A 14,286-nucleotide genomic window follows, 5' to 3' on the forward strand; every position below is an offset into this window, starting at 1 on the left:
ACGGAGGTGTTAGCATCAGAAGGCATGAATCCTGCTCCGAACCTGATCCTGATCGGCCCGATGGGCGCCGGCAAAACCTGCATCGGCCGCCGCCTGGCCGAGCGTTTCACGCTGGACTTCGTCGATGTCGACCAGGCCATCGTCGATGCCGCCGGCGCCAGCATTCCGACCATCTTCGAGCACTCCGGCGAAGCCGGCTTCCGCAGCCATGAACGCCAGGCGCTTGCGCGGGTACTGGAAGGCCGTGGCCAGCTGGTCTCCACCGGTGGCGGCGCCGTGCTGGATCCGGACAATCGTGCACTGATCGCCCGGCGCGGCTTCGTGGTCTATCTTCGGGTCAGCGTGGCCGAACAGCTCGAGCGCCTGGCCCGCGACAAGGGCCGGCCGCTGCTGCAGCGCCCGGACCGCGAGCAGGTGCTGCACGATCTGGCCGCACACCGCGACCCGCTGTACCGCGAACTGGCCGACCTCACCCTCGACACCGACCCGTATACCGCTGCCGATGCGACCGCCCAACTGGTGGTCAAGCTGGCCACGCAATGGCAGCGCCAGGACCTGACCGCATGACCTCCCCCGCCCTGCTGCAGGTCGCCGTTGGCGGCGACCGCCCCTACTCCATCACCATCGGCGCCGGTGCCCAGGCCGATGGCACCGCGCTGGCCTCGCACGTGCGCGGCCGTCATGTGCTGCTGCTCAGCGACAGTGAAGTCGCCCCGCGCTATCTGGCGCCGGTGAAGCAGACGCTGCTGGCCGCTCGCCCCGACCTGGTCATCGGCGAGCACGTGCTGGCCGCGGGCGAAGCCTCCAAGACGCTGGCCGAGTTCGGCCGCGCGATCGAAGCGCTGGCCGCGCTCGGCGCCACCCGCGACGCCTGCGTCTTCGCCCTCGGCGGCGGCGTGGTCGGTGATCTCGCCGGTTTCGCTGCCGCCTGCTGGATGCGCGGCGTGGACTGCGTGCAGCTGCCGACCACCCTGCTGGCAATGGTCGATTCGTCGGTGGGCGGCAAGACCGCAGTCGACATTCCGGCCGGCAAGAACCTGGTCGGTGCCTTCCATCCGCCGCGTGCGGTCATCGCCGATACCCGCGTGCTGGCCACCCTGCCGCCACGCGAGCTGCGTGCCGGCCTGGCCGAAGTGGTGAAGTACGGCGCGCTGGGTGATGCCGTGTTCTTCGAGTGGCTGCAGCAGCATGCCGATGCGCTGCTGGCCGGCGAGGATGCGGTGCTGGCCGAGGCCATCGCGCGCAGCTGCCGGCACAAGGCCGCCATCGTCGAGCGCGACCCGTTCGAAAAGGGCGAGCGTGCCCTGCTCAACCTCGGCCACACCTTCGGCCACGCCATCGAGACCGAACAGGGCTATTCGGCCCCGGGCCGCGATGCGCTGAACCACGGCGAGGCGGTGGCGGTGGGCATGGTGCTGGCGGCGAAGCTGTCCACCGACCTGGGCCTGGCCGACGATGCCGACCGCGCGCGCCTGCAGGCCCTGCTGGAACGCCTCGGCCTGCCGGTGGCGATCCCGGCCGGGCTGGAGCCGCAGGCCCTGCTCGGCCGCATGCGCCTGGACAAGAAGAACGTGGCCGGCCGCCTGCGCCTGGTGTTGTGGCGCGGGATGGGCCGCGCCGAAGTGGTGCCGGACGTGGATGAGGCGGCGGTGCTGAAGGTGCTGTCGGTCCGGTAGTGCCGGCCGCGTTGCGGCCGGGGTCACCCTGGCCCCGCTACAATCGGCGCCATGCACGTTTACCTGCAACATCCCGACGCCGGTGCGCAGGCACCGCGCTTCCTGCGCCTGAGCCTGCTGCCGGACCTGTTCGGCGGCTGGGAGCTGCTGCGCGAGAGCGGCCGTGTCGGCAGCCGCTCGCAGCTGCGGCGCGAGCTGTTCCTGCAGGCCGACGACGCCCGCCACGCCTTCGAGAAGGCCCGTGATGCCGAACTGCATCGCGGCTTCCAGATCCTTTCGCACGGCGACTGACGCCGCTGCTCCTCCCGTCCAAGGAATGCCCATCGTGACCAGCCCTCTCCGCAACGATCGCCTGCTGCGCGCCCTGCGCCGCGAACCGGTGGACTGCACCCCCGTCTGGCTGATGCGCCAGGCCGGCCGCTACCTGCCGGAATACCGCGCGACCCGGGCCAAGGCCGGCAGCTTCCTGGCCATGGCCAAGACCCCGGAGATTGCCTGCGAAGTCACCCTGCAGCCGCTGCGCCGCTTCCCGCTGGATGCGGCCATCCTGTTCTCGGACATCCTCACCATTCCCGATGCGATGGGCCTGGAGCTGTACTTCGTCGAAGGCGAAGGCCCGAAGTTCCGGCACCCGGTGCGTGACGAAGCCGCCATCGCCCGGCTGGCGGTGCCGGACATGGAACAGGACCTGGGCTACGTGATGGATGCGGTACGGCTGATCCGCCGCGAGCTGGACGGCCAGGTGCCGCTGATCGGCTTCTCCGGCAGCCCGTGGACACTGGCCTGCTACATGGTGGAAGGCGGTGGCAGCAAGGACTTTGCGCGCATCAAGGCCATGGCACTGAACCACCCGCAGGCGCTGCACCGCCTGCTGGAGGTCACCACCGACGCGGTGATCGCCTACCTCGGCGCGCAGCGCGCCGCCGGTGCGCAGGCGCTGCAGGTGTTCGACACCTGGGGTGGCGTGCTGTCGCCGGCGATGTACCGCGAGTTCTCGCTGCGCTACCTGCAGCGCATTGCCGAGGGGCTGGAGCGCGGCGAAGGCAGCGAGCGCACGCCGCTGATCCTGTTCGGCAAGGGCACCGGCCTGCACCTGGAAGCGCTGTCGCAGACCGGCGCCGATGCACTGGGCCTGGACTGGACGCTGGACCTGGACGAGGCGATGCGCCGCACCGGTGGCCGCGTTGCCCTGCAGGGCAACCTCGACCCGACCACGCTGTACGCCTCGCCGGATGCGATCGCCGCGGCCGCCGCGCGCGTGCTCGACACCTATGCCGCCGGCAACGGCGGCTCGCGCGAGGGCCATGTGTTCAACCTCGGCCATGGCATGTCGCCGGACATGGACCCGGCGCATGTACAGGTGCTGGTCGACGCAGTGCACGCGCACAGCCAACGCTGAGCATTCCGCATGCAGGTACGGCGCGACCTTGATCGCGCCGTGACCCGCAGTGCGCGATCATGGCGGCCCCCACGCTGCACCGGCCGCACCCCATGTCCACATCGCCATCGACCTACAACCGCCAGCGTCCCCTGCTGTGGCTGGTCTCCCTGGCGATCTTCATGCAGATGCTGGACTCGACCATCGTCAACACGGCGTTGCCGGCGATGGCGGCCAGCCTGGGCGAGAGCCCGCTGCAGATGCAGTCGGTGGTGTTCAGCTATGCGCTGGCGGTAGCCACCTTCATTCCCGCCTCGGGCTGGATCGCCGACCGCTACGGCACCCGGCGCACCTTCCTGGTGGCGATCATCCTGTTCACCCTCGGCTCGCTGGCCTGCGCGCTGGCCCAGCACCTGCACCAGCTGGTCGGTGCGCGCGTGCTGCAGGGCATCGGCGGTGCGATGCTGCTGCCGGTCGGCCGGCTGGCGGTGATGCGCTCGGTGCCCCGCGAGGATTTCCTGCGCGCGATGAGCTTCATCGCCATCCCCGCGCTGGTCGGCCCGCTGATCGGCCCCACGCTGGGCGGCTGGCTGGTCGAGATCGCCTCATGGCACTGGGTGTTCCTGATCAACCTGCCGATCGGCGTGATCGGTTTCATCGCCGCGATGAAGATCATGCCCGACCATTACGCCAGCCACCGCACCCGCTTCGACCTGCGCGGCTACGTCATGCTGGCCTTCGCGATGGTGGTGCTGTCGCTGGCACTGGACGGCATCTCCGGCCTGGGTACGCCACACGCACTGGTGATGCTGATGACCGTGGCTGGCCTGGCCGCGCTGGTGGGCTACTGGCTGCACGCCGCCAACTCGACCGCACCGTTGTTCTCGCTGGCCCTGTTCCGCGTGCCCAGCTACCGCATCGGCATTCTCGGCAACCTGTTCTCGCGCATCGGCAGCAGCGCGATGCCGATGCTGATCCCGCTGCTGCTGCAGGTCGGCCTCGGCCTGGGCCCGATGCATGCCGGCCTGATGATGGTGCCGGTAGCGGCCGCCGGCATGGTCTCCAAGCAGCTGGCGGTGAGGCTGGTCGAGCGCTTCGGTTACCGCCGCGTGCTGATGGTCAACACCGTGCTGGTCGGCCTGGCGATGGCCAGCTTCATCCTGATGACACCCGGCCAGCACCTGGCCTGGCGCCTGCTGCAGCTGGCGTTCTTCGGCGCGGTCAATTCGCTGCAGTTCACCGTGATGAACACCGTGACCCTGCGCGATCTGGACCGTGAGTTCGCCAGTTCCGGCAACAGCCTGCTGTCGATGGTGATGATGCTGGCCGCCGGCTTTGGTGCTGCTGCGGCCGGCAGCCTGCTGGCCGCGTTCGGCAACCACCTGGACAGCAACAGCGCCACCGCCGCGCTGCATGCCACGTTCCTGTGCGTGGGCGCGATCACGCTGACCTCGACGATGATCTTCTGGCAGCTGCCCGACACCAAGCCCGAACCGCGGCAGGTCGAGCACGTCGCGGAGTGAAGGGGGTTCGGCAGGGCCTGCGGCCCTGCACCTGCGGTAGTGCCGGCCGCTGGCCGGCAACAGCAACAGCGAGCATTCCGTGAGTTGGCGGGGCGGTGCGGGCTTGCAGGACACGCCGTAAATCCCGCTCCGCGGTCCGGCCCAGCCGCCGGCGGCTGCGCGTTCGGGCGCTTGCGAAGCAGTGCTTCGCAAGCAAAGCGCCCTCACCCATGGGGGCTCGATGGCGCCATCCATGGCGCCAACGGTCCTGCAAGCCCACACCGCCCCACCTCTGACAGGTTCACGCGGCTGTGGGTAACGGCGACTGTTGGAACGCGCGGTTGTTGGTAGGTGTCGACCTTGGTCGACACATCTGTCAGATATCGAATTCCAGATTGGGGTCAGAGCCCGTTGCGCAGCAACGGGATCCGACCCCGAGCTCCGACAGATCGCGGAAAACTGTCGAAGGCGGGCTTTTGACGTTGACATTGATTCTGCAGGTGCAGGACTGCAAGCCCTGCAATAAACCCTACCTGCCCATCGCCCTGGCGATCGCTTCCACCAGCAGTTCACCGGTCACCGGCTTGCGCAGGAAGCCGCCGATGCCGGCCGCTTCCACCTGCTGCTGAAGGTCCGGATCAGTCCGCGCGGTCACCGCCAGCAGCGGCAGCATGTAGCCCTGGTTACGCAGGTGCTGGGCCAGTTCGAAGCCGCTCAGGCCGGGCAGGTCCAGATCCAGCAGGCCGACGTCGAAATCGCCGGCACTGATCTCGCGCAGCGCCGCCAGCGCATGGCCGGCATGCACCACCTCGTGGCCGCGTGCGCTCAACAACCCCCGCACCACATCGGCCACGGTGGCATCGTCCTCGACCAGCAGCACCCGCAGCGGTGGCATGTTCGCCGCATCGTCGCGATGCCCCTCGGCGGACACCTCGGCGTCACCGTCCACCACCAGTGGCAACGGCAGGGTGACGCCGAAGCAGGTGCCCCGGCCCAGCTGGCTCTCCACCTGGATCCGCCCCTGCATCGCTTGTGCCAGCTCGCGGCAGATCGCCAGGCCCAGGCCGCTGCCACCGTACTGCGCTGCCGTACGTGCACCATCGGCCTGCTCGAAGCGTCGGAACAGGCGCTGCTGCTGTTCCTGGCTGATGCCCGGGCCGGTATCACGTACCTCGAAATGCAGCGCGCGCAGCTCGCCATCGCAACGTGCATGCAGGGTGATGGTGCCGCGGCTGGTGAATTTCACTGCGTTCGACAGCAGGTTCAGCAGGATCTGCCGCACGCGCATGGCATCACCGGTCGCCTGCAGGCCCGGCGGCAGCTGGTTGTCCAGGACGAAGCGCAGGCCCTTCTGTGCAGCCAGCGGGCCCATCAGCGCCGCCAGATCCTGCAGCAGGCCATTCAACGCAAACGACTGCGACTGCAGCTCCAGGCGCCCGGACTCGATCCGCGCCAGGTCCAGCGCATCGTTGACCAGATGCAGCAGGTGCTCGCCCGCATGCCGGATCGACTGCGTGTAGCCGCGCTGCTGCGGGTCCAGTGGCGAAGCCAGCAGCAGCTCGCTCATGCCCAGCACGCCGGTCATCGGCGTACGGATCTCATGGCCAAGGTTGGCCAGGAAGCGGGTCTTGGCCGCCGAGGCCTGCTCGGCCAGTTCCTGCTTGTGCAGCGCCAGCTGGTAGGCGTGGCGCCGCTGCAGGCGGCGTCGGTACAACCAGGCGAACCAGCTGGTCAGCAGCAACCCGACCGACGCCAGTACCAGCAGGCCGGACAGGCTGCGCCACCACGGCGGCTGCACGCGGAACTCCAGGCTCTGCACCCGCGACCACACATGGTCGGCCGAGCGTGCCTGCACTTCCAGCCGGTAGCTGCCCGGCGCCAGGCGCGAGAACAGGCGCTCGCCCGCCGGACCGACTTCAACCCAATCCGGGTCGTAGCCGGCCAGGCGGTAACGGTAGGTATTGGACGCCGAGTCGGCGAAGGACAGCAATCGCGCGACGATGCGCAGGTCGCGATCGCCATCGGCGATCTGCAACGGCGCATCGTGGGTCATGTCCAGCACCTGTTCGTTGCGGCGCACTTCCACCCGCTCGATCACCAGTGGCGCGCGACGTACCGAAGGCCGTACCTGCTCCGGGTCGAACACCACCGCGCCCGCTGCCGTTCCGGCCACCAGGTGGCCATCGGCCGCTGCGATCAGGGTGTGCTCGCGGAATTCCTGGCTTGGCAGGCCGTCGTGCACGCCGTACAGGCGCACGCTCTGCCCATCGGCACTGACACGTACCAGGCCGCGTGCGCTGGTCGCCCAGGCCACGCCCTGCGCATCCACCACCAGGCCAGAGGCGGAGATCGCCGGATAGCCCTGTTCGGCACCGACCACCGCCTGCCGTTCCAGCCGCCCCTGGCTCCAGCGGTATCGCGACAGGCGCCCGTCCTCGGACAACCAGACCTGGCCGTCACGGCCCACATGCAACGCATGGATGGCCGTTGCCGGCGCACCCGGCACCGGCTGGAAGCGTTCGCTTTCCGGCAGCCACTGCAGCAGGCCACGGCTGCTGGCCAGCCAGATATGGTCCTGCGGACCGCATTCCACATCGAGGTTGAGCTGGCCCTGCTGCAGGCCGCGCTGGCCATTGTCCAGCTGGCGCCGCAGGCGTCCGTCGAGATCACGTTGCTGCAGGCCCGCGGGAAGCATCAACCAGAGGCTGTCGCCGTCGCAGGTCATCATCGCTTCGATGACCCCTTCCATCGCCGCATCGGTACCGGCATCACGGCCCCAACGACGCAGTTCGCGCCGTTGCGGGTCGTAGCGCACCAGTGCATCGGTCGATCCGATCCAGACCTGGCCACGCCGGTCCTCGCGCACCGAGGTCAGCCAGTGCATGCCGTTGACCCAGGTGCGGTGCTGCTCGATCCTGCCGGTCTTCGGATCGAAGCGGTCCAGCGCGCCATGGCTGCCCACGGTCCAGACACCGCCATTGCTGGACGGGCTGGTGCCCAGCACGAGCGCATTGCGCAGCGAGCTGGGGTCGTCCTCCAGCCGCGACAGCACCGAGAACTGCCACCAGCGTGGCAGCAGGTGCCACAACCCGGCATTGGTGCTGGCCAGCCAGATGCCACCTTCGCGGTCCTCATAGGCACCGGTCCAGTTCGGCCGCACCGGACCGCGTGCGATCGCGCTGTACAGCGGCACGGTCTGGTACTGGCCGTCGACCGCACGTCCCAGCCCGGTGCGCGTATCCAGCCAATGCCCGCCCTGCTCGTCGCGCAGCATCATGCCCAGCACCTGCTCGCCTGGCGGCAGCTTCCACGGTGGTGCCTCGAAGCGGCCATCCGGGCGGCGCACGGTGGCCCCGGCCATCGTGCTGATCCACAGGCTGCCATCGGGCTCGGCGGTCAACCCGTTGATCAGCAGGCTGGGAATGATGTCCGTACCGACACGCTCGAAGTCGGTCCCGGTCCAGCGTGCCACGCCATGCTTGGTGCCGATCCACAGGCTGCCATCGGCCAGCGTGGCCAGGTAGGGCACCGACGACGAAGGCAGGCTGCGCGGATTGTTCGGCTCGGGCAGGTAGCGCTGCAGGCGGTCCTGGCTGTCCAGGCGGTACAGGCCGCCTTCGTGGGTACCGAACCAGATCGAGCCATCAGGCGTGCTGGCCAGGCTCCAGACCGTGTTGGTGCCCATCAACGGCTGGCTGCTGCGGTCGTAGAAGTGCAGCTGCCGGCGGTCGGCCGACATGCGCACCAGGCCAGCGTTCTCGGTGCCTATCCACAACTGGTTGCGGGCATCGACCAGCACCGTCCAGATGCGGTTGTCACGCAGTCCATCCTCGGAACGCCACACGCGGTAAGTGCGGCCGTCATAGCGGGCCAGGCCATCGTTGGTCGCGATCCACAGGTAGCCGTACCGGTCCTCGGCCATGCGGTTGACGGTATTGGACGGCAGGCCATCGAACACCGTCACCTGCCGCGGGCTCGGAGGCACCGGCTGTGCCGCAGCGGGCAACGCGCCGCACAGGAGGACCAGCAGCAGCATCGCCGCCCGCAGATACACCACCGATTGCCTCCTCACGCTGGTCCTGATGATTCCCGCGCTGCGGGCGTCGGCATGGTAAACCGAAAGTCGCGCCGTTCACGCCCGGCGCCGGCACGGTCACGCAGTTGCCTGCCGTTTCGCACGCGCCTGGGCGATGGCCGCCACCAGCAGGTCGCCGGTCACCGGCTTGCGCAGGAAGCCATCGAAGCCGGCGGCCAGCACCTGGGTTTCGGCGTAGGCATCGGAACGGGCGGTCACTGCCACCAGCGGCAGTTCATAGCCCATGGTGCGCAGCTGGCGGGCGATGGCCGTACCGTCCAGCGCGGGCAGATCGAGATCGAGCAGGCCGACGTCGAAACCATCGGTGGCGATCTCCGACAGCGCACCCAGGCCATGCAGCACGTGGACCACCTCATGCCCGCGCACCCGCAGCAGGCCGGCGATGACCTCGGCCACCGTGGCGTCGTCCTCGACCAGCAGGATGCGCAGCGGCGGCAGTTCCGGCAGGGCCGCCACCTCGCCCGCGGTGCCGGCGGCCTGGCGCGTCCAGGGCAGGGGCAGGCGCACGCGGAACCGCGCACCCTTGCCAGGCTGGCTGTCCACTTCGATACGCCCCCCCATCGCCACCGCCAGTTCCTGGCAGATCGCCAGTCCCAGGCCACTGCCGCCGTAGCGCGACGCGGTGCGCGGACCGTCGGCCTGTTCAAAACGATGGAACAGGCGCTGCTGCTGCTCGGCATTGATGCCCGGGCCACTGTCATGCACTTCGAAACACAGGCCGCCCTTCTCTTCCAGGCGTACGGCCAGGCCGACGTGGCCGCGCTCGGTGAACTTGATGGCGTTGCCGAGCAGGTTCAGCAGGATCTGGCGCACGCGCATCTCGTCGCCGCTGACACTGACCGGCCCTGCCGGGTTTTCACCGCGCCGGAATTCCAGCTGGCGCTGCTGCGCCATCGGCTGCATCAGGCCCTGCACCTGGTCAAGCAGTTCCTCCAGGTCGAACGGACGCAGATCCAGCTCAAGCCGCCCGGCTTCGATGCGGGCCAGGTCCAGCGCATCGTTGACCAGCCGCAGCAGATGGCTGCCGGCCTGCTGGATCGACCCCGCGTAGCCACGCTGCACCGGATCCAGCGGAGTCGCCAGCAGCAGTTCGCTCATGCCCAGCACGCCGGTCATCGGCGTGCGTACTTCGTGGCCCAGCGTGGCCAGGAAACGGCTCTTGGCCTGCGAGGCCTGCTCGGCCAGCTGCTGCTTGTGCACCGTCAGCTGCCATTGCTGGCGACGGCGCAGCCGCGCGCGGACCGACCAGACCAGGACCACCAGCAGCAGCGACCCCAGCAGGATGTAGCCGAAGATCGCCATGCCGCTGCGCCACCACGGCGGCAGCACCTTCACCTGCAACTGCTGCGAAGGTGTCCACGCGCCCCGGGCGGTCGCTGCCTGCACCTCGATGACGTAGCTGCCGGTCGGCAGCCGCGACAGGGTGCGCTGGCCATCGCCCCCCTGCTCCACCCAGTCCTGGTCATAGCCCTGCACGCGGAAGCGGTAACGGTTGCCCTGCGGGCTGGCATAGGACAGCAGCCGCGCATCGATCTGCAGATCGCGGTCATCCGGTCCCAGCAACAGGGTGCCGGTGAGCGGCAACGGTTGCCAGCCGCGCGCGTCGTCGCGGCGTACGCGCACTTCGGCGATCACCAGCGATGAAGAAGGCAGCACCGTGTCGTCGGCATTCACATCGAAGGCAACCAACCCGGTCTGGGTGACGGCCAGCACGCGACCATCTGCATTCACTGCCGGTGGCCGGCCGGTGAACTCCGCATCGGACAGTCCATCGCGCTCGTTGAACTGCTGCAGGCGCCGCGTTTTCGGGTCCCAACGCAGCAGGCCGCGCGGCGTCGTCGCCCACAGCTGGCCGTTGCCGGCCAGCGCCAGCCCGCCCATGGTGACCGGCGGCACGCCTGCACTGCCGTCGATGCGCTGGATCAGGCGCAGGCTCAGGCCATCCCACTGGTAGCGCTCGAACGCGCCTTGGCGCGCCAGCCACAACTGTTGCGGATCGATCCACACCAGGTCGTAGATGGGCCCGCGCGAAACGCCCGGTACTGCCTCGAAGCGTCCAGCCTGCTCGCGCCAGATGCCCATGTCACCCATCACCCAGGGCCGGCCATGGGCGTCGAAGCGGATCTGCTCGATCGGCGCATCGGCGGTCCCGCGGAAATGCTCCAGCGGATAGCGGTGCAGCAGCCGGCCCTCTGCATCGCGCTGCTGCAGGTCCAGGCCCATCACCGACACCCACACCGTGCCATCAGGCGCCTGCCGCATCAGGTCGATGCGCTGGCGCAGGTCGGCACTGCCATCGATCCGCAGATCGCGCAGCGCGCCGGTAGCCGGATCGTAGACGGTGATGCGGCCGCCGCGTCCCAGCCACAGGCGCCCATCCGGGCGCGGCAGCACCGACCACACCACGCCGCTGCCGAGCTGCCGGTCGCTGGCCAGCAGGCGCAGGGTGCCCTGCGCATCGAGCTGGTACACCCCTCGCGCCGAGCCGACGTAGTAGTTCTTCCCATCGCTGGCCGCGCTCAACAGGTACTGGCTGTCCAGCGGCTTGCCGTCGAGCTGGTTCCAGATCGAGAAGCGCCGCCAGTCCGGTGGCAGATAGGCCAGGCCCTGGGTCAGCAGCGCCACCCACAATCCGCCCTCGTGGTCCTGCAGCAGATCGAGCACACCGCTGTGCGCGGTCAGGAAGCCGCTGCCGCGGTCGCCCTCCAGCCGGCGCAGCGCCGCCGCATCCCCCCGCAACAGGCCATCGGAGGTGCCAGCCCAGTAGCCCCCCTGGCGATCGGCCAGGACCAGGGCCGAGCGCAGCTGGGCGCTGTCGGCCCATCGCGGACGACTGACCCGGTCCTGCCCATCGATGCGGTACAGGCCATCGTTCTGGCTGCCGACCCAGATCGAACCCTCCGCATCCCGGCTCAACCGGAGCACGCTCAGCGTGCCCAGTTCCCGCGCGGCCACCGGCTCGAATCCGCTGCCGTTCCAACGCGCCACGCCCGCTTCGGTGCCCAGCCACAGGCGGCCCTGCGCATCGACCAGGCTGGTGAAGATGCTGTTGCTGGGCAGGCCCCCCGGCTGCGCCGGGTCATGGGTGTAGAGGCGCACGCTGCCGTCCTCGCCAAGCCGGCAGACGCCATGGTTGTTGGTCCCGATCCACAAGGCGTTGTCGACATAGGCCAGCGCCCAGAACTGCCCCTGGCAGGTGGAATTGACCGTGTCGAAGGTCCGGAAGCGCTCGCGGTCGGCATCCAGGCGGGCCACGCCCTTGCCGTTGATGCCCACCCAGACCCGGTCCAGCGGATCGATCAGCAGGGTCTCGATCTCGTTGCCGGGCAGCGAGCCCGGCTGTTCCGGATCGTGCTCCCAGACCCGCAGGCTGTTGCCGTCATAACGGGCGAGTCCACCATCGGTGGCGGCCCAGATGTGGCCCTGGCGATCCTCGGCCAGCGCCACCACCATGCGTGACGGCAAGCCTTCGGCGGCACCGAAGCGGCGCAGGCGCGGTGTTTCTGCCATGTCCAGGGTCGCAGCCGCCGTGGCCATCGCCATCAGCAGCAGTCCCATACCTGCGATGCCACGGCACCACCGGCGCCAGCCGCTCGTCATCCTGAACCCCCTGTCCTGGGCCGATTGTCACACAGGGCCGGGTTCATGGCTGCAACAGGCTGTTTCCAGCGGCGGCACCACCACGAACTGTTGCAGCCATGCACGCAACGTTGGCAGGGGGCTGTGCGTATGATCACAGCGTCACCTTCCGGAGCCCGCCATCGATGCGTCCCTGCCTGGCCCTGCTGCCGATGCTGCTCGCCACCGCCCCTGCCTGGGCGGCCACCGACACCTATCGCCTCGATCCGGTGCACACGCGGGTGCTGTTCTCCATCGATCACGCGGGCTACTCGCAGGCCATGGGCACCGTGTCCGGCAGCGAGGGCCGCGTGCTGTTCGATCCCGACAACTGGCGCGACGCCACCCTGGAAGTGGACATTCCGGTGTCGCGTCTGGACCTTGGCGACGCCAAGTGGAACCAGGCCACGCTGGCCCGCAGCCTGCTCGATGGCGAGCGATTCCCCAGCGCACGCTTCGTCTCCAGCCGGGTCGAACCGATCGACGCCAAGCGTGCGCATGTGATCGGCACGCTGACCCTGCGCGGGGTCAGCCAGGAAGTCACCCTGGACGTGACCCTCAACGCGCTCAAGCGCTACCCGCTCCCTCCATTCCGACGCACCGCCGGGTTTTCCGCCAGCACGACGCTGAGCCGGCGCGCGTTCGGCATCACCGCCTGGCCGGGGGTCATCGGTGATGCGGTACAGGTGCGGATCGAGGCCGAAGCCACCCTCGACCGCAGCGACGCCCCGGGAACTCCCGCTCCCGTTCCACACTCCGACCACACGACGGCCCCCAAGGACCCTTCATGACCGCCAAGAACACCCCCGCCGCGTGGGGAAGTGTCAGCCAGCTCCTGCACTGGTTGATCGCACTGCTGATCCTCGCCCTGGGCGTGGTCGGCCTGACCATGGGCGAACTGCCCAAGACGCCCAAGTACTTCTGGGTCTACACCGCGCACAAGTCGATCGGCATCACCGTGCTGGCGCTGGTGCTGTTCCGTCTCGGCTGGCGCCTGTATGCCGGTGCGCCGAAGCAGGTGCCGGGCGTGCCCAGCTGGCAGGAACGCATCGCCGGTGCCACCCACGTGCTGCTGTACGTGCTGATGTTTGCCATTCCGCTGTCGGGCTGGCTGTACGATTCGGCCAGTGGCCTGCGCCCGTTCCGTTGGTTCGGCCTGGTCGACGTGCCCAAGCTGAGCGGCCCCGACCCGCAGGTCGTCGCGGTGTCCCATGCCCTCCACGAATACGGCTTCTGGCTGTTGATCGCGGTAGTGCTGGCCCATGCCGGCGCTGCCTTCTACCACCACCTGTTCCAGCGCGATGCAACGCTGTCCCGCATGTTGCCGCGCGGCTGGCTCGCCTCCCCTCAGAAGGACTGACCGATGAACCTGAAACTGACCACTCCGGCCGCCGTGGCTGCCGCCCTGGCCGGCATGCTGGCCACCGCCCCGGCGCTCGCTGCGGAGTATGCGCAGGCCCCCGGTGCCGGCTCGATCCTGGTGTTCGCCAGCAAGTACGACGGCGAAGTGTTCACCGGCAGCTTCCCGGGCTTCGCCACCAAGCTCAGCTTCGACCCGGCCAACCCGGCCGCCGGTTCGCTGGATGTGGTGATTCCGCTGGCAGGCGCCAGGAGCGGCAACAGCGACCGTGACTCGACCCTGCAGGGCGCCGACTTCTTCAATGTCGGCAAGTTCGCCACCGCGCGTTACACCGCCAAGGGCTTCCGCGCCGTGGGCAACGACCAGTTCGCCGCCGATGGCACCCTGGAACTGCGCGGCGTCAGCAAGCCGGTCACCCTGACCTTCACCTGGAAGCCGGGCACCCAGCCGGTGCTGACCGGCAAGGCCACGGTCAAGCGCCTGGACTTCGGCGTCGGCGGCGGTGACTGGGCCGATACCAAGACCATTCCGGACGACACCGCGATCAGCACGATCGTGAAGTTCGACGCGAAATAAGACCATCCGGTGATGCCGTGCCCGCGGCCGGCATCACCGGGCATCGCAACGCATCCGGTAGTGGCCGCCCCCGGGCGGGC

The 14,286-nt window shown here is 69.0% G+C and carries 10 protein-coding genes; 8 read left to right on the forward strand and 2 right to left on the reverse strand.

The window, feature by feature from the left end; all coding sequences use genetic code 11:
• Window positions 1–24: 24 nt before the first annotated feature.
• The 5 genes from VG561_RS18070 (at window position 25) to mdtD (ending at window position 4,577) form a co-directional block, all read left to right on the forward strand.
• Complete coding sequence (locus VG561_RS18070) at window positions 25–567, forward strand: shikimate kinase (protein ID WP_014648049.1); 543 nt, start codon at window positions 25–27, stop codon at window positions 565–567.
• A complete protein-coding gene (gene aroB, locus VG561_RS18075) occupies window positions 564–1,676 on the forward strand; it encodes a 3-dehydroquinate synthase (protein WP_032957074.1) in 1,113 nt (370 codons plus the stop codon). The genes VG561_RS18070 and aroB overlap by 4 nt, the downstream gene beginning before the upstream one ends.
• 51 nt (window positions 1,677–1,727) lie before the next feature.
• Window positions 1,728–1,967, forward strand: a complete 240-nt coding sequence (locus VG561_RS18080; protein ID WP_014648051.1) for a WGR domain-containing protein — start codon at window positions 1,728–1,730, stop codon at window positions 1,965–1,967.
• A 25-nt stretch (window positions 1,968–1,992) separates the two neighbouring features.
• Window positions 1,993–3,075 (forward strand): uroporphyrinogen decarboxylase, encoded by a 1,083-nt coding sequence (gene hemE, locus VG561_RS18085; protein WP_134809182.1) that lies wholly within the window; start codon window positions 1,993–1,995, stop codon window positions 3,073–3,075.
• Between the two features lie 92 nt (window positions 3,076–3,167).
• The gene (mdtD, locus tag VG561_RS18090) at window positions 3,168–4,577 is read left to right on the forward strand and encodes a multidrug transporter subunit MdtD (protein ID WP_014648053.1); all 1,410 of its coding nucleotides are present in this window, start codon (window positions 3,168–3,170) and stop codon (window positions 4,575–4,577) included.
• A 508-nt stretch (window positions 4,578–5,085) separates the two neighbouring features.
• Here mdtD and VG561_RS18095 read toward each other — a convergent pair.
• Entirely contained in the window at window positions 5,086–8,613 is a 3,528-nt protein-coding gene (locus VG561_RS18095) for a hybrid sensor histidine kinase/response regulator (RefSeq protein ID WP_134809181.1), read from the reverse strand.
• Between the two features lie 96 nt (window positions 8,614–8,709).
• Complete coding sequence (locus VG561_RS18100) at window positions 8,710–12,252, reverse strand: sensor histidine kinase (protein WP_197621460.1); 3,543 nt, start codon at window positions 12,250–12,252, stop codon at window positions 8,710–8,712.
• 164 nt (window positions 12,253–12,416) lie between these two features.
• Between VG561_RS18100 and VG561_RS18105 the strand changes: the two genes are divergently transcribed.
• From VG561_RS18105 to VG561_RS18115, 3 genes are read left to right on the forward strand one after another with little or no spacing between them, the layout of a single operon-like run.
• Complete coding sequence (locus tag VG561_RS18105) at window positions 12,417–13,061, forward strand: YceI family protein (RefSeq protein WP_126411266.1); 645 nt, start codon at window positions 12,417–12,419, stop codon at window positions 13,059–13,061.
• The gene (locus VG561_RS18110; protein ID WP_423179850.1) at window positions 13,058–13,630 is read left to right on the forward strand and encodes a cytochrome b; all 573 of its coding nucleotides are present in this window, start codon (window positions 13,058–13,060) and stop codon (window positions 13,628–13,630) included. Before VG561_RS18105 ends, VG561_RS18110 begins: the two co-directional genes overlap by 4 nt.
• 3 nt (window positions 13,631–13,633) lie before the next feature.
• Window positions 13,634–14,206 carry a YceI family protein gene (locus VG561_RS18115; protein WP_014648058.1) on the forward strand — a complete coding sequence of 191 codons (573 nt, stop codon included), beginning with the start codon at window positions 13,634–13,636 and terminating at the stop codon, window positions 14,204–14,206.
• Window positions 14,207–14,286: the final 80 nt, after the last annotated feature.

The organism is Stenotrophomonas sp. CASM110 (genome assembly GCF_049384345.1).
GTDB lineage: Bacteria > Pseudomonadota > Gammaproteobacteria > Xanthomonadales > Xanthomonadaceae > Stenotrophomonas > Stenotrophomonas muris.